The sequence below is a fragment of the Microbacterium sp. genome, from assembly GCF_051953575.1.
GTDB lineage: Bacteria > Actinomycetota > Actinomycetes > Actinomycetales > Microbacteriaceae > Microbacterium.
Genome location: NZ_JBQCIP010000143.1, coordinates 1 through 15,809, shown reverse-complemented (window position 1 = coordinate 15,809; position 15,809 = coordinate 1). Strand labels below are relative to the sequence as shown.

Genomic DNA, 15,809 nt, shown 5'->3' with positions numbered 1-15,809 from the left:
CGGATGCCCCGATGGGCGCCCAGGTCTACCAGGAGCAGGTGGCGGCGCGCGCTCAGGACGCACTCGACTCCGCAGCCGCCGGCGAGTGGGCCGTGCGGCGAGTCATCGTGCGCTCGATGCGGTCCTCACTGGCAGGATCGCATCGGCTTCCGCTCGCCCGCGTCGCGCAGGCCGGCCCACGTCTGCGCACAACCCTCGGACGGGTGATGTATGCAACGGATGCCGTCGTCCACCGCATGAATCTCGAACTGCCCCCCGCACCGCACGGGGAGGTCGTCACTCTCCACGACGTCGTCGCGTGGCGGTTCCCGGACGAGTCCGCGCCGGTGCCGTCGGCTCCACAGGAGCTGCGAAGGGCCGCGGCAGTGGTGTGCGTCTCGGAGTTCACGGCGCAGGAGGCTCACGACCTGCTCGGCCTCAGCGATGTTCACGTGATACCGAACGGGGTGGACGAGAAGTTCTTCGATGCCGTGCCGCTCCCCGCGACCGAGCGGCGGGTTCTCGGGCTTCCGGAGCGGTTCGTGCTTCACGCCGGAGGGGCTGCCGAGCGCAAGAACCTGCCGGCGCTTGCCGAGGCATGGCCGATCGTGCGGCGTGAGCGGCCCGACCTGAGCCTCCTGCTCACCGGTCCCGCGCATCCGCGGCGCAGCGAGCTCTTCGCAGGATTGGACGGCGCCGTTCTCGCAGGACGCCTGCCCGACGATCTCATTCCGAGAGTGGTCGCAAGCGCCGAGGCAGTCGTGGTCCCCTCTACCTACGAGGGATTCGGGCTTCCCGCGCTCGAGGCGATGGCCGCCGGCGTGCCCGTTGTCGCGGCGGCGACCAGTTCTCTCCCTGAAGTGGTCGGCGGGGGCGGCCTGCTGGTGGCGCCGGATGCCACGGCGATCGCACAGGGGCTGCTGGCTGCCACGTCCGGCGACACCGCGATCGCCCAGTTGGTCGCCGCCGGGCGCGCCCGCGCCGAGGCCTTCACGTGGGAACGATGCGTCGCCGCTCACGCGCGCCTGTGGACGAGCGTCGGCTGAGACGCTCATGCTCGCTTTCATCACCTCGCTGCGGCACCCTCGGAACAGCGGAGATTACGCGCGCGTCGAAGCGCTGCTGGCCCAGACGCTGCGGTCCGTGGCGCGGCAGACGGCCCCTCACTCGGTCTGGGTCGTCGGCAACCAGCGCCCCCACGACCTCCCCACGGACGTCCAGTGGGTGCAGGTCGACTTCGACGCCCCCAGTGATCTGGCCGGACCCCGCACAGGGGTGCCGGCCGTCCTCCTCGACAAGGGGAGCAAGCTCGCCACGGGGTTGGTCGCCGCGCGCGAGAGCAGGCCCGACCACGTCATGTTCCCCGATGCCGACGACCTGGTCTCCCGCCCTCGGCAAGACTCGCCGACGAGTTCGGCATCCCCGCCACGCCGTTGCAGCCCCGAGCACTCGCGCGAGCCGTCCTGCCCAGCCGACGGGGACTGGCCGCACGTCTGCCCTGGCATCGATAGAGGTCAGCCTGAGATCAGCGCACCCTGGGGAAGCGGGGCAGATCCGGCAGCTCCTCGTCGAGACGTCCAAGAGCGCGCTCCAACCCGTCACCGAGGTCGGCGACCGTATTCGCATCGACGGACCACGCGGCTCGCCGCAAGTCGGCGATGGGCATGCCATCCTCCCACGCCGCGTAGCGCGTTCGACCGGGGGTGACCGCCGCTTCGTAGTCACGGAACTTGAAGTCGCCTCCCCCCAGCGGCGGGTCGAGTGTGGTCCAGACAGCGGGGATGCCGAACGCGTCTGCGGTCACGAGCCCATGGAGCGAGGTCGTGACTATCAGTCGGCACGCGGCGATCTCGCGCACGGTCCTGCGAGCGCTCTGGTGGACGTTCACCACGCGGGAACCGGCGGTGGCCTCGGCGAGCGCAGCAAGGCCGACGTGGGAACGATGATGACCGTGCGGCACGAAACCGACGTCCCAGCGCGGCACCGGGCGGCGCATGCGCCGTGAGACCAAGAGCCCAGGATCCCCGAATGCGGCGTCTCCTGGAGCGCCGATACGCTCGCCGGTGAGCGGGCCGCGCACAGCCAGCACACGGGCTTTCGGGAGGGGGCGGGCCGCATCGTTCATGAGTCCGCTGCCCCAGATCACTCCGTCGAAGTCCGGGGGCAGGAACTCCAGCACGCTGCCCACACCGGCCAGCACCGCCTGCTGCGGCATCCGGTGCACCGGCACGACTCCATACGCGGGCAGGAGCCACGGTGTGAGGTCGTCGCCGAAGTTGGGGTGACCGTCCCACCAGTAGGCGGGGACGACGCGGCCACGCGTCCACACCGTGGGGATCAGAGCCGCTTGCGAGAGCCGGCGTACGGCGCGCACGCGGCGGGGCCATCGGTCGTGGTAGCTCATCCGTCGGCCCTCGCTGCGTCACCGACGATGCTGTCGAAGAGGTTCGCGTAGTCGCGCGCGACGGCCGGCCAGGCGAACTCCCCGATGCGAGCGCCGCCTGCACGGCCGAGATCCCCACGCAGCGCACGGTCAGCGACGATCCTGCGAAGGGTCTGGACGAATGCCGCGTGGTCGAGCGGGTCGAACAACAGCGCGTCACGTCCGTCGTGCATGAATTCCACAGCACCGCCACGGTTCGTCATCACGAGTGCCGCGTGCGCGCGCCACGCCTCGAGCGCGACGATCCCGAAGGACTCGGCCCGGCTGGGGACCACCACAGCGAGGGCTCCTGCCATCAGCCCCGCCACCTCGCGCGGCTCCAGCCGTCCCATCAGGATGATGCGGGCGCTCAGGCCGCGCGACGCGGCGAGAGCCGACAGAGCATCGCGCTCGGGCCCGTCGCCTCCGATCACAAGGGTGATCGCAGGGTCGAGCGCTGCGTCCGCGAACGCGTCGATGAGAAGGTCGAAGCCCTTCATCCGGCCAAGACGGCCCACGCTGAACAGGTAGGGCCCCGTCGGCGCCGCCGCGACGGCGCCGGGTGGCGCGGGATCGACACCGTTCCGGATGATCCGGCCGGCGGACGGGTCGAGCCCATATTCTCGCCGAAGGTCGTCGAGGACGTACTCCGACGGTGCCGTCACGGCAGCGGCCGCGGCGACGGCACCGCGGAGACCACCCCGCAGCTGACGGGAGCGCTGAAAGGCGCCCATATCGTCGGCGAGGGTCTCGCCGTGGGACGTGATCACAAGCGGCGCCCCGGAGCGGCGCGCGAGCGCCGCTCCGTACAGCCCGTTGGGACCGAAGCACTGGATGTTCAGAACCTCGGGGCGGAAAGCTGTGTAGGCGTCGGCCCATGCCTGTCTCGCGCGAGCGCCGTCGCGGATGTACCGCGTCACTGCGCCGAACGACCGGGCTGGCAGGGGTGCCGGCAGGTACCGCACCCGGACGCCATCCCGCTCGACTGTCCCGAGATGCTCGCCCCGGTCGACTGTCCACACCTCGGCGTTCCAGCCGAAGCCGGGCAGCGCGCGCACGACACGATCAACGTGCGTCTCCACCCCGCCGACGTACGGCGCGAACGACGACGAGATCAGCGCGACGCGGCGGGTGGCTCGCGGCATCCGTGATGTCAGTTCCGACCGGCGCGCCGACGGGGCTCCGCCTCCACGGCGCCGTCCATCCCTGCGATGAACGACTCGAAGTCCTCGTCGACCGCGGAAGCGGCGGCAACGGTCCCCGAGTCCGCGTCCGTCTTCGATCGGCGCGACCCCGATGTCTTGGCGGGTGTGTCTTTCGTCGGCGGAGCCGGACTGGTCGCGGGCGCGTCCGCCCGGACCGGCTCCTTCGGCCCCACCGGATCGGACGTCTCAGGCGCCTGCGTGTAGCTCTTCCGGTAGTCGTAGTACGGGGTGGCGTCAGCGCCCTTCAGCGGTGCACGGTTCAGAACTATGCCCAGGAGGCGACCGGATGCCTTGGCCAGCGCGTCCTGCGCCTTGGCGACGAGATCGTAGGTCGTCTTGCCGAGTCCGACGACCAGGATCGCGCCGTCGGTCTGGTGGGCGAGGATCGCACTGTCGGTCACCGGCAGCAGCGGTGGGGCGTCCACGATCACCATCGCGTGCTTCGCGAGGTCGGAGAGCAGGGTGCGCATTCTCGCCGAACCCAGCACCTCGCTGGGGTTGGGCGGAACGCTGCCGGCGGTGAGCACGACAAGGTGTTCCGAGACGGGGGTCCGATGCATGACATCGATCAGGTCGGCGCGGCCCGAGAGCACGTCGGTGAGACCCGCCCCGCGCGGCAGACCGAACGTCTCGGCCACCGTCGACCGCCGCAGGTCACCGTCCACGAGGACGACGGGTCGGCCGCTCTCGGCGAGGGCCACGGCGATGTTGGCCGCGACCATGGACTTTCCGTCGCCGGGCAGCGGACTCGTCACGACCACGGTGCGCGGCGGATTGTCGACGTCCATGAACTGCAGATTCGTACGGAGCGAGCGGAACGACTCGGATACGGCGAACCGATTACCCGTTGCCGCCGGATCGGCCGGCGCGACGATCCGGGATTCGCGGCTGAGGCCCTCGGCCACCGGGATCGTGCCGACGACGGAGACGCCCGTGCGCGCCTCGATGTCGTCGCCCATGCGGATGCGGCGATCGGATACGGTGCGGACGAGAGCGAACGCGATCCCGAATCCGAGACCGAGTACTCCGCCGACCAGCACGGCGGTGTTCACGTCGGGGAAGATCGGCTTCGTCGGTTTGCCGGCCGCGTCGTACGCCTCCACGGTGACGTCGGCCGAACCGGCCGTGCCGTCGCCGAGCACTTCGTCGGCCACCGTGCTGAGGGACGTGATCCAGGCCGATGCGAGGTCGCTCGCCTCTTCGGGGGTCTCCGCCTGCGCGCTGACCTTCAGGATGGACGTGCTGGTCGGATTGGTGACCGTGATGCGGTTGATCACGGCGGCAGGAGTCGTGTCCAGGTGCAACTGGTCGATCGCCCCCTGCGCGACCCGCTCCGACTCCGCGAGGTCGAGGAAGGTGGGGATCTTCGCGCGCGCCATCGCGTCCTGGGCGGCGGACGTCGCGCCGGCATCGTCCGCGGACAGGATCGGCTTGAGAAGGCCGCTGGCCGAACCCTCGTACACCGGTGTCTGGACGAGCGTCCACGCGTAGCCGGTCGCGAGACCGACGAGTGTGATGAGGATGATCGCAACCCAATGGCGGCGCAATCCCCGCATGTAGTCACGCAGTTCCATCGGCGCCTTCCCCCAACGTGTTGCCGGTGCGAGCGGGCACCCCATATCGGCCGCCCGAACCGATGCTCCATGCTAAGTCATCGACCCGCTCGCCGTCCGACCTGTTCGCAGCGAAGAGCGCTTGCGCTCCGAGACAGATCCCGGCTACCACGAACGGCACCGACACTTGCGCTGCGACCCAGAACAGATCGAACTGCGCCTGGACGATTCGCGAGAGGACGGCGGCGACGGCGAGTGTCCCGAATCGGGGGTCGACGCGCCAGAGCACGACGATGATGCCCACCCACATGATCAGAAAGCCCAGCAGCCCCACCACCCCCGCGGAGGCGACGACCTCGAGCTCGGCCTGCGGGGGCTGGAACAGTGCCCACTCGTGCACATACCAATAGCGCAGCCCGTGACCGAAGATCGGTGAGTGCTTCCACAGGGCGTAGACCTGCTGCATCCATTCGATCCGCACGTAGTACGAGTTGAACCGGTTGCCGGTCTCGATCTGATCCATCACCATCGAGATCACGAACCAGATCGCGGGGATCACGAGCAGCAGGATCATCCGAGCACGACGAGAGGCGCCACGGCGCAGCGTCACGACCAACACCGCCACGACCAGCCCGATGATCGCCTGACGCGACTGGGTGAGCACCACCGCGATGGTCAGAGTCCAGAACGCCAGCCGCGCATATCCGTCCCGCCACCCTGCCCACCGAGGGTTGACGAGCGCGATCACCGCGCCCACGGCGAGAAGGTCCCCCGCCGCGTTCTTGTGCATCGGCAGCGGCCACCGCGGAGAGATGGCGACGAATTGTCCCTGGGCGAACGTGAACACCGCAGAGACCAGGATCCCGACCGCGACGACGAGCATCGCGCCGATCAAGAGCCCGAAGGCTGCGTGCGCCAAGCCCGCACGGCCGAGCGCCCACCCGACCAGCAGGGCGCCCGAGACGAGCAGCCATGCGTGGAACCATTCGACCGTGTTCTGCGCGAAGGGGTTCACGATGACCGTCAGGAGGGTCGCGAACTGATAGACGAGGTTCAGCGCGAGGATTTGTTTCGTCGGCCGGCTGAGCGGATATGTGCCGAAGAGCGCGGCCGACCCGAATGCCGCGGCGAGTGCCACGTCGGACACGGTCAGATCGGTGCCCCCCAGACCGACCCGCTGGACCACGATGAGACCGGGCGTGGCCAGGAGGGCGATCGCCAGTGGGAGGCGGGGCATCAGGGCGACGCCGATCACCAGCAGGCCGATGAGGACCGCCGAGATCACACCGTTTCGCATACCGCGATCGAGGATCAGATACGTGCTGAGCGCAGCCCCGGACGCGAGCAGCACCCAGCGCCATGCCGCGGGCCACCATCGGCCGAGCATGTCGCGGAGTCGGTGCGTGCGCGCCGAGAGCTGGCCCACGAGTCCTCCCGATCGTCGATTCAGTATCGCAGGTCGGTCACGGCAGGAGCTGAGGTGCTTCCGGCGACGCGACGGCGGCCACCCAGCCGGCGACCAGGAGCAACAGCACGCCCAGTGCCGCGCCGATGACGACGCTGCCGCGACGGGAGGGAACAGCCTGGGTGGCGCAGCCGAAGGCCAACGCGACGAGCGGCAGAACGCCGTAGGCGGTGCGGAAGGCGACATGCCAGCCGAGAGCGCCCTGCACGATCCACGCCAGCACGGCTACGGCACCCACCGTCACCAGCAGCAGCAGCGATCCGGGCGCGCAATCACGTCGGCTCCGCAGCGCCAGGAGGACCGCTCCGAGTGCGACAGCCAGCCCGAGCACGACGACGATGCCGTCGATCCACCACGGCGCCGAGATCGAGTTCCGCAGGTACTCGGTCGGCAGGAAGAGATACGTGAGTGCGGAGCGCGCCAGATGCAGTGGGCCGAGAACGCCCTGTCCGAACTCGTACCCAGCCTGCTCCACGCCGGCCTGCCCGGTCAGGTCACCGTAGAGCAGATAGTTGCGGACGATCCACCACCCGCTCGCCACGAGGACGACCGCGCCCGCGACGAGCACGATCGCAAGCCGACGGCGGAGCAGCAGCAGCACGAGCACCGCGGCGACCACGGGCACGATGCTCAGCTTGGTGAGGATCGCGGCGGAGCCCAGCACCCCGAGCAGCAGACCAGACGTCCAGGGCCGTGCGACCGTGCGCGTCGGATCCATGAGCGGCAGGGCCGACCAGAGCAGCGCGAACCCCCAGACGAGGGTCCACGTGTCGTTCTGCACCGAACCTGCGATCACCGCGAACATCGGGTTGAGCGCGATGAACGCGGTGCCCACGATGATCACGATGGACTTGCCAGGGATGCTGCGCCGGAGGATGCCGCCCATCAGGAGAGTCATCACGACGGCGCCCACCACGCCCAGTGCACGGACAGCGAGGAACGCGGCATCCGTGGCGCCGAGTAGGCGGACGACCGCGGCTGCGGCGATGTAGTACAGCGGCGTCTGCTGCCCCTCGTACGTGACGCCCGCCTCGCCGAGCACCGGCAGACGCAGGTGCTCGGCGTAGAACAGCACGTTCGACCAGTGCGCAGGCTCGTCGTACGGCAGACCTGCCGGCACGAGGAGCGCCGACGTCAGCGCGAGGAGTCCCGCGGCGACGGCGAGCGCGACGATCGCGACGCCTGTCGTGCGGGAGGAGATCACAGGTCCTCCTCCTCGTCGATCAGCAGATGCTGCTGGACGAGCGCATCGACGAACGCCGACACCTGCGACCGGATCGTCACGGGGTCGCCCTCGACGTCGTTCGCCACGGCGCCGACGAGTCCGGCTCGCGGCACGGCGAGTGCGTGGGTCCAGATGAGGGCCGCCGTCCCCTCGAGCACCTGGATGGGCCCGTCGGGCAGATGGGCGAGGTAGACCCGCTCCGCGAACACGGTGGCGCCCACGCGGGGTGCGACGCGCATCATCGACCGAACCGCCGTCCGAGCCCGACGAGCAGTTCGCCCACCGCCCGTACGGGACGCATTGCGGTCGCCCGGACCACCTCTCCCCGGGTCGGCATCCGGCCCAGTTTGTGCGTGAGACGCTCCACGTTCGCCAGGGGTGCGCGGGCCAGGATCACGAGCGCCTCGCGCAGCGTGGACGCAGCGCGAGCCCGTGCCCACCATTCGCCCGTGCGGGTGCTTCCCTGCGTGATGCCCTTCCAGAGCCGATAATCGGGCGCCCGGCGATATCGCGCGAGATCGCCCGTCGCCGCGGCGAAGGCGACCCTGGAATCGAGCCTGTCGACGAGCGCCATCACCTCGTCCCTGTCCAGTCCCGGTCCGTCGACCCACGTTGCCATCGCCCTCGCGGCCTTGCGGGAGCGGACGTCGTTGAGCACGAGCAGCACAGCCTGCGCGGGCAACGAAGGGACGGCCGCCGGGGTGCCGGCGAACTCGCGTCGCACTCGATCGCGCCACAGCACCTCGAACGCCGCCTCCGGTTCGAGTCGGATCCCGGGAAACATGCGGTGCAGGTCGAGATAGCCCCAGTCGGCGTGACGATAGGTCTGAGCGTGGCCGAACGGAGACCCGTACAGGAACGAGCTGTAGACAGTCCAGCCGTGTTGCACGAGCGCGTCGTGCAGACGGGGCACCTGCGCGGGGCGCACCAGCACGTCGATATCGATCCCCGGCGCCTCATGTGCACGAAGAGTGGCGTCGACCGCGTTCCCCTTGATGTGAAGCAGGTCCGCGCCGACATCGGCCGCGATCACCTGCACGGCCGCGCGTCCGAGGAGCAGCCGCACCGGGAGCGGCACCGAGACCTCGGCCGGTTCGGTCTGTGTCACGGTCACACTCTATCCACGCCCTCATTCCTGGTCGGCGGGCGTCCCAGGCGTCGCGGGTTCCCGGCCGTCGAAGCCCTCCAGAGCGGCCCATCGCGGGTCGAGCTGGTAGGCGTCCCAGCCGTTCTCCAGCCGTGCGTGGAACCGCGGCATGACGATCCGCGCATCGTCATGCAGTACGTCGGCGACATAGCCACCCCAGTATGAGAACGTCGAATTCATGCCGATCAGCGTCCGTGCCGAGGCGATCGCAAGGAAGTTGCCGACCGGGTCGCGCTCGGCATAGGAGACGACGCGAGCGCGGTCGTGCAGCATCCCATCGAGATTCTCACGACACCAGGCCGGGTCGTCCGAGACGACCAGGATGTCCGCCGGCGGATCGACGACCGCGAGAGCAGCACGGATATAGCCCTCGATGTCCATCCCGTACATCCCGCGGAACCCCGAGAACGCGTAGTAGTCACCGCGCCGGATGTTGACCACCACGTCGGCGGGTTCGCGCGCCGGGACGGCAGGTGCGAGGGCGTCCCGCACGAAGCTCTGCAGCGCCTCGCGGGTGAAGTCGATGCCGAAGCGCTGCAGGGCTGCTCCGCCGCGCCACTCGCGACGGTCATGGAAGTGCAGCTCATCCTTGCTGACGGTCAGGGCAGCGAGCGCGGGAAACCGGTCGATCCACGGGGCCATGCCAGGCACCTCGAGGACGAAGGTGGGATCGCCCGCGCGAGTGCGCTGATGAGCCGTGAGCCACAGATACGCCCAATTGCCGAAGCGCATGCCGGCCGGGGTCGCGATGACGGTGCGGTCGCCACGCCGGAACCGGTCCACGATGGCCGCGGTCATCCGCCGCACCCGCCAGCGGAGGTGTCGGAGCACCCGTCGAAGCGGCCGGGACGCCCGCCACATCGCCTGCTTCACTGCATCCATCCGCCTCGCCCTCCCGGATTACACTATGGACGACTCGTGGCCCGCCCGGCCGCGACGGGCGGATGCGAACCGGGAGGATGCGTGGGCCCTCGGTCGGTCAGTGTCATCATCCCCACCAACCGCGACGGGCGGTATCTGCGTGAGACGGTCGCGTCGGTGCGCGCCCAGACCTCCCAGGTCGACGAGATCGTGCTGGTGGACGACGGCGCCCCTGCCCCGGGCCTCGCGGCGATCGCGGCCGAGCTGGGCGTGTCGTACCTGCGGCAGGACCCATCGGGACTGTCCGTCGCCCGCAACACGGGCGTCTCCACCGCGCGGGGCGAGTGGATCGCGTTCCTCGACGACGACGACGTGTGGCATCCCGACCGCATCCGAAGCCAGCTGGAAGCGTTGAACGAGGCCCCGGCAGCCATCGCGGTGTACACGGGAGGCTGGTACATGGATGCGGAGGGGAAGCCTTTCGGTAGGGGCTGGCCCGCCCCTGCCGCCTCCGCGCGCGACATGCTGGCCGGCGACGTCGCGTTCCCCCGCATCACGACGCTGCTGATCAAGCGGAGCGCGTACCTCTCCGTGGGCGGATGCCGCCGCGAGATGGAGCCCGCGGAGGACAACGAACTGATCCTGCGGCTGCTGCAGCACGGCGAATTCGCGTCCGTGGACCGTCAGCTGGTCGGATACCGCCGCCACAGCGCCAATGTCACCAGCCGCGGACTGCCGGGTCGCACGGCAGCGCTGCGCGGGCTGCGCGGCAACATCCGGCAGGCGCGACAACGCGGTGACCGTCGGCTGGCGGACACTCTGACGCACAACCTCCGTCGTTACCGCCAGTACGCGGCCGACGAGAATCTCTCAGAGCTGGCAGCCGCGGCCCGTGCACGACGGACGTCATATGCCTTCGCGCTCGCGTGGTGGGCCGTGCGCAGCGCCCCCCTCGACTCAGCCGCCGCGTTCGCCGGCCGCGTGTTCAGGCGCCAGCCGTGACGGCACGGGAGGTCCAGGACGATCTGCAACGTGAGTCGCTGCATGTCCTCGGATCCCTGCTGGAGCCTGGGACGCCGGTGGCGCTCGTCGACTTCCCCCTGCACGCGAACGCCGGCGACTCGCTCATCTACCTCGGCGAACGCGCCTATCTCGAGCGCCTGCGGGTCCCGGTGCGTTATCAGACCTCGGCCGGCCGATACAGGCCGGCCGAGCTCGCGCGTCTGCACCCCGAGGGTCCGATCCTGCTTCATGGCGGGGGCAACTTCGGCGACCGCTGGGCGCTCTTCCAGCACTTCCGCGAGCGCGTCATCGCCGACTTCCCCGATCGCCGGATCATCCAGCTGCCGCAGAGCATCGAGATGAGCCGCGAGGCCGCGGCACGCGTCCGCTCGGCATATCTCGCACATCCGGACCTGACCGTGCTCCTGCGCGACACCCGCAGCGTGCGTCACGCCGATGACCTGCTCGACGGTGTGCGAGTGCGGTACTGCCCCGACCTCGCCTTCGGCTACGGACCGACGCGGCGCCGGCGCCCGCGCGTCGATGTCCTCGAGCTTCGTCGCACCGACACCGAGTCCACCGGCGAGCCGCTGCTCACGGATGGGGGGTCCTGGCGGCGCGAGAGGGTGGACTGGAACTACTCCGCCTTGGAGAAGCTCGCCTGGAATCTCGCGAAGGCACCGGGGTCGTTCGCCAAACGCGTGCCGAGAACGCTTCCCCGGTTCTACCGCGCGTTCGTCGACCCCGGCTACTCCGCCGCCGCGCGCACGCTCGTGCGTGCCGCAGAGGACACTGTGCTGAGCGGGCGGGTCGTCGTCACCGACCGACTGCACGCCGCCGTGCTGGCGACACTGCTCGCCCGGCCGGTGGTCGCGCGCGACAACGCGAACGGCAAGCTCGCCGCCGTCTTCGACGACTACCTGGGGCGTTTTCCGCTCGTCCGCTTCGCCCGCACTCCACAGGAAGCCGACGATCACGTCCGAACCCTGCTGAGCTCGGTGCAATGACCCGCGTGGCGGACGCGGCTAGGCGGGAAGCCGCCGCATCGTCCGCTGCAAGAGATGCCGCTGCCAAGCCGTCAAGCCGGCCGACCGCTCCTCCAACCTCGCGCGCAGCTCACGCACGCCTCGCGCCGCATCGGGCAAGGCGGCGCTCAAGCCCGGCATCCAATCGACGTCGAGGTCCAGTGTCGCTCGAGCGAAGTCGCGGTACGACTGCGCAAGCAGCCCGTCACCGCTGACACGCCGGGCATACTCGGCCGTGGAAGACACCTGCGCGACGTGGCGTCGGTAGGCGAGGGTGGGCAGAGACGACCGCGCCATCGGGACTCCTGCCGTCGCGGCGCGCAGCCAAAGATCGTAGTCCTCGGCGGAAACGTCCCGGTACCCTCCCGCCGTCTCGACGGCACGCCGGGTGGCGAACATCGTGGGGTGCATCACCACGCACATGACGGCCAGGTGCAGGGGAAGCGCCTGCGCGGAGACCGCGACCGGTGCTGATGGCAGAACACGCAGGGGCGCCGTGCGGAACCGAAGCACCGGGGAGAAGAGGATGCCGCGTCGGCCGTCGCGGAGGCCAGCCGACTGCGCGGCGAAGCGCCACGGCAGGCACACGTCGTCCGCATCCATGCGCGCGACGAAGCGGCTGTCGGTCCGGTCGCACAGCGCGCGCAGTGCCGCACCCACGCCGACCGCGCGGTCGCTCCGGATGAGGCGCACGCGACGGTCCGAGAAGTTCTCGATCACCGCGACGGTCCGGTCGGTCGAGGCGTCGTCCCAGATCACCAGCTCTGCGTCCCGGGGCATGGCGCGCAACGTCGACGCGACGGCATGACGTACCGTCGCTTCTCCGTCGCGCACCGGCAGCAGCACTGAGAGCTCAGGCACGCGGCGGGCGCCCCTCGGGGTCGGGCCCGCGAGACTCCCCGACGTCGACGTCGGTCTCCGGCATCTCCACGGCACCTGGGGCCTCCGGCAGGGGTGCCTCGACAGTGGCCGCCCCGACGCCGGACGCCGGCCCGGAGAGAGGGGCCGCCGGCCCGGACAGCGGTTGCGGCGGAGCGCCTGCGGGCGCGCGACTGGACGGCACCTGCTTCGCCCATGCGATGCAGGGGCGTTCCACCGTGACGAAAAGCGCCTGGCCGACGCCGAGTACGACAGCGAAGCCGACAGTCCACAGCAGCGCAAGCAGCCCGGCACCCTCCGGAACATGGGTGAACTTCTGGAGGAACTCCGACAGGTACCACAGCGTCGGCTGGTGGATGAGGAACAGGCTGTACGAGCGGTAGCCGAGCCACGATATCGGACGCCACGCGAAGAGAGCCGCAATGGGCCGCACGGTGAGCACGAGCACGATGAGCCCGCCGAAGAGCATGGAAAGCCCGAGGTCCCGGATGGGCAGCACCGTGCCTCGGAAGAAGGGCTCGGTCGCCACGAGGTACGCGACGACCATGACCGCCAGCACGGCGATCACATGCGGTCGCCGCATCCGGCCCGCGACTCGGAACCCCGCCACGGCGGCAAGCATTCCGAAGGAGAACTCCGTCAGCCGGCCGAGCCCTGACGCAGCCCAGAGGAACACGACCGAGAACTCGGCGTCCCCGACGAAGATGTCGACGCCGATGCGGAAGAGCACCGACACCACGATGGCGCCGAAGACGGCACGCAGACCCCAGCGCGCGGCGGCCAGCATCACGAGCGGGAAGATCAGGTAGAGCTGCATCTCGAGCGCCATCGTCCAGAGGCTGCCGTTGATGGTCGACCAGTACTGCGGGAAGAACATGTGCGTGAAGGTGAGGTGGCTGAGCAGATCCCCGATACTCGGCCACGGCTGCCACGAGGCATCCCGTCCCAGCGCCTTCATGAGTACGACCAGCGCCTGCGGAAGAAGAATCGCGTAGGCGAGAGCGACGTAGTAGGGCAGCACGATCCTGCGCAGACGCCGTTTCAGGTACGGCCCCGTCGAGAATCGGCCGAGCCTTGAAGGATCCCGCGCGAAGGGGAGGAACAGCACGAAGCCGGTGAGAACCACGAAGAAGTCCGGGCGGATGTTCTGCGCGATCACCGTCGAGACCACGGGGATGTCGGGCGCTCCCGCGAACTGCCACGAGTGGAAGGCGAACACCAGCAGGAAAGCCAGCGCGCGCAGACCATCGATCGCCGCGATGCGCTCCGTTCGCTCCCCAGCCGGTGCGGGTGTCACGGCACCAGAGTAGAGCACCCCGTCGAGGCCTCCCCGTCCCGGTGAACGCCCGCGTCATGCCTCGCCTACACTGCGAGCATGACGGCGATGCTGTACGTCGACGCGGTCGGCGTGACGATCGGCATCGATCTGTCGGTGCTGGGACCGGACGATGCCGCGGCCGTGCGGACTGCCTGGAGCGACGCCGCGGCCCCCGGGGGCGACGAGTCGGCGCCGGTCGTCGTCCCCCTCTCCGCGGGTCGGGCCCGCATGCTTCAGTCGTTGTCGCGGCAGGTGACCCGCGCCGCGATCGATGCCAGGCGCTCGGATCTCTGGATGCTGCATGCCGCCGGTGTCGCCACACCGACCGGCGACGTGGTGGCTTTCGTGGGGCCTTCGGGGCGCGGCAAGACGACAGCGTCCCGGCACCTGGGGCAGCAGTACGGATACGTCTCAGACGAGACGATCGGCATCGACCGCGACGGCCGCGTCTTCGCGTACCGCAAGCCACTGTCGATCATCGAGCAGCCGGGGTCGCCGAAAGTCGAGCGCGGGCCGTCCTCGGTCGGGCTGGGCACGGTTCCGCACGACCTGCGAGTGCGTGCGATCGTTCTTCTGCACCGCGACTCCGGCCATGAGGGCCCTCCCCGTGTGGATGTCATCGACCTGGGCGACGCACTCGACGACCTTGTCAGCCAGTCCAGCCACCTCGTCGAACGTCCTGACGCGCTGCGGTTCATCGCGGCACTCGCGGATGCCACCGGCGGCATCCGCTCGGTGCGATACCGGGAGGCCGAGGACTTGTCGGCCGTCATGCCCGCCCTCCTCACCGGCTCGCCGACGCGCCCCGTCGTCGCGCCCGCCGTCGTCCACCCCACCGGGCCCGGAACCCGGACCGCCGAGGAGCCGGTGTACGTCCGCGCCGCCGCCGTCGACGAGGTCACACTCCCCTCCCCCGTCCGGGTCGCAGTGCTCACCCGCGGCGTCGGCGGCCGCGGCACCGTGCATGTGCTCGCCGGGATCGCGCCCGCGCTGTGGGCCGCGGCATCCGGCGTTCCTCTCGATGTCCTCGTCGACGCCGCGACGGCGACATACGGGGTGCCCGAGGACGGCGACGCTGAGCAGTTCGTGCGCGCGGCGGTGGAGCACCTCGTCGCCGAGGGTCTCCTGCTGGTCACGCCTACTGCAGAGCGGACGTGAGCCGGGCGAGGTTGTCGAGCACGGTCGAGCGCAGCGGCTGCTTCTCCCATTCCTCGAGCGTCAGCTCGCGGGAGAGCGAGCGGTACATGTCCTCGACGCCGCGCATCTCCTGGACGAACTCCTGACCGCGGACGAGCATCGAGATCTCCATGTTGAGACCGAACGAGCGCATGTCCATGTTGCTGGACCCGATGATGGCGACCTCGTCGTCGATCGTGAGGCTCTTGGTGTGCAGGATGAACGGCTTCTTGTACATCCAGATCTTCACGCCGGCGCGCAGCAGCGCCTCGTAGTAGCTGCGCTGCGCGTGGTAGACGATCGCCTGGTCACCCTCCTCCGAGACGAACAGTTCGACGTGGATGCCGCGCTGGCACGCCGTCTGGATCGCGAGGAGCAGGCCCTCGTCGGGCACGAAGTAGGGACTGACGATGATGATCTTCCGCTGGGCGGCGAACAGCAGCCCCATGAACAGCTTGAGGTTGTTCTGGAACTCGAACCCGGGTCCCGACGGGATGACCTGGCAGTCGAGGTCGCCGGTTCCCGCGCTCACCTCGAACAGCTCGATCCCCT

At 69.7% G+C, this 15,809-nt stretch carries 15 protein-coding genes; 4 read left to right on the top strand and 11 right to left on the bottom strand.

Features of this window, described 5'->3' with window-relative positions:
* Window positions 1–11 precede the first annotated feature (11 nt).
* Window positions 12–1,025, top strand: coding sequence for a glycosyltransferase (locus ACTHNQ_RS09075; protein ID WP_440332998.1), 1,014 nt, complete (start codon window positions 12–14; stop codon window positions 1,023–1,025).
* A 479-nt stretch (window positions 1,026–1,504) separates the two neighbouring features.
* Here ACTHNQ_RS09075 and ACTHNQ_RS09070 read toward each other — a convergent pair whose 3' ends face one another.
* The 8 genes from ACTHNQ_RS09070 to ACTHNQ_RS09035 all read right to left on the bottom strand — a co-directional run bounded on the left by ACTHNQ_RS09070 (window position 1,505) and on the right by ACTHNQ_RS09035 (window position 9,794).
* On the bottom strand, window positions 1,505–2,383 hold the full coding sequence (locus tag ACTHNQ_RS09070) for a polysaccharide pyruvyl transferase family protein (RefSeq protein WP_440332996.1): 879 nt from the start codon (window positions 2,381–2,383) through the stop codon (window positions 1,505–1,507).
* A complete protein-coding gene (locus ACTHNQ_RS09065) occupies window positions 2,380–3,546 on the bottom strand; it encodes a glycosyltransferase family 4 protein (protein WP_440332994.1) in 1,167 nt (388 codons plus the stop codon). The genes ACTHNQ_RS09070 and ACTHNQ_RS09065 overlap by 4 nt, the downstream gene beginning before the upstream one ends.
* An 8-nt stretch (window positions 3,547–3,554) precedes the next feature.
* Complete coding sequence (locus ACTHNQ_RS09060; RefSeq protein WP_440332992.1) at window positions 3,555–5,180, bottom strand: polysaccharide biosynthesis tyrosine autokinase; 1,626 nt, start codon at window positions 5,178–5,180, stop codon at window positions 3,555–3,557.
* Window positions 5,167–6,585 (bottom strand): O-antigen ligase family protein, encoded by a 1,419-nt coding sequence (locus ACTHNQ_RS09055; RefSeq protein ID WP_440332990.1) that lies wholly within the window; start codon window positions 6,583–6,585, stop codon window positions 5,167–5,169. The genes ACTHNQ_RS09060 and ACTHNQ_RS09055 overlap by 14 nt, the downstream gene beginning before the upstream one ends.
* A 37-nt stretch (window positions 6,586–6,622) precedes the next feature.
* Window positions 6,623–7,828: a hypothetical protein gene (locus ACTHNQ_RS09050; protein ID WP_440332989.1), complete on the bottom strand. Its 1,206-nt coding sequence runs from the start codon at window positions 7,826–7,828 to the stop codon at window positions 6,623–6,625.
* A complete protein-coding gene (locus ACTHNQ_RS09045) occupies window positions 7,825–8,091 on the bottom strand; it encodes a PqqD family peptide modification chaperone (RefSeq protein ID WP_440332987.1) in 267 nt (88 codons plus the stop codon). The genes ACTHNQ_RS09050 and ACTHNQ_RS09045 overlap by 4 nt, the downstream gene beginning before the upstream one ends.
* Complete coding sequence (locus ACTHNQ_RS09040; protein WP_440332986.1) at window positions 8,088–8,888, bottom strand: nucleotidyltransferase family protein; 801 nt, start codon at window positions 8,886–8,888, stop codon at window positions 8,088–8,090. Before ACTHNQ_RS09040 ends, ACTHNQ_RS09045 begins: the two co-directional genes overlap by 4 nt.
* Window positions 8,889–8,978: 90 nt before the next feature.
* Window positions 8,979–9,794 carry an alpha-1,2-fucosyltransferase gene (locus ACTHNQ_RS09035; protein WP_440332985.1) on the bottom strand — a complete coding sequence of 272 codons (816 nt, stop codon included), beginning with the start codon at window positions 9,792–9,794 and terminating at the stop codon, window positions 8,979–8,981.
* A 165-nt stretch (window positions 9,795–9,959) separates the two neighbouring features.
* On the opposite strand from ACTHNQ_RS09035, the gene ACTHNQ_RS09030 reads away from it, so the two are divergent.
* Together ACTHNQ_RS09030 and ACTHNQ_RS09025 are read left to right on the top strand one after the other, a co-directional pair.
* Complete coding sequence (locus tag ACTHNQ_RS09030) at window positions 9,960–10,859, top strand: glycosyltransferase family 2 protein (protein WP_440332983.1); 900 nt, start codon at window positions 9,960–9,962, stop codon at window positions 10,857–10,859.
* Window positions 10,856–11,866: a polysaccharide pyruvyl transferase family protein gene (locus tag ACTHNQ_RS09025; RefSeq protein ID WP_440332982.1), complete on the top strand. Its 1,011-nt coding sequence runs from the start codon at window positions 10,856–10,858 to the stop codon at window positions 11,864–11,866. Before ACTHNQ_RS09030 ends, ACTHNQ_RS09025 begins: the two co-directional genes overlap by 4 nt.
* A gap of 18 nt (window positions 11,867–11,884) precedes the next feature.
* Here the strand turns inward: ACTHNQ_RS09025 and ACTHNQ_RS09020 are convergent, their stop codons facing one another.
* The gene (locus ACTHNQ_RS09020) at window positions 11,885–12,730 is read right to left on the bottom strand and encodes a glycosyltransferase family 2 protein (RefSeq protein ID WP_440332980.1); all 846 of its coding nucleotides are present in this window, start codon (window positions 12,728–12,730) and stop codon (window positions 11,885–11,887) included.
* A 7-nt stretch (window positions 12,731–12,737) separates the two neighbouring features.
* Window positions 12,738–14,060 (bottom strand): acyltransferase family protein, encoded by a 1,323-nt coding sequence (locus ACTHNQ_RS09015; RefSeq protein WP_440332978.1) that lies wholly within the window; start codon window positions 14,058–14,060, stop codon window positions 12,738–12,740.
* A 78-nt stretch (window positions 14,061–14,138) separates the two neighbouring features.
* Between ACTHNQ_RS09015 and ACTHNQ_RS09010 the strand changes: the two genes are divergently transcribed.
* Entirely contained in the window at window positions 14,139–15,239 is a 1,101-nt protein-coding gene (locus tag ACTHNQ_RS09010; RefSeq protein ID WP_440332976.1) for a hypothetical protein, read from the top strand.
* On the opposite strand, the gene ACTHNQ_RS09005 is transcribed toward ACTHNQ_RS09010, so the two are convergent.
* Window positions 15,220–15,809, bottom strand: a 590-nt coding sequence (locus ACTHNQ_RS09005; RefSeq protein WP_440332975.1) for a phospholipase D-like domain-containing protein, incomplete at its 5' end; no start/stop codon positions are given. The two genes, ACTHNQ_RS09010 and ACTHNQ_RS09005, sit on opposite strands and share 20 nt — an antisense overlap.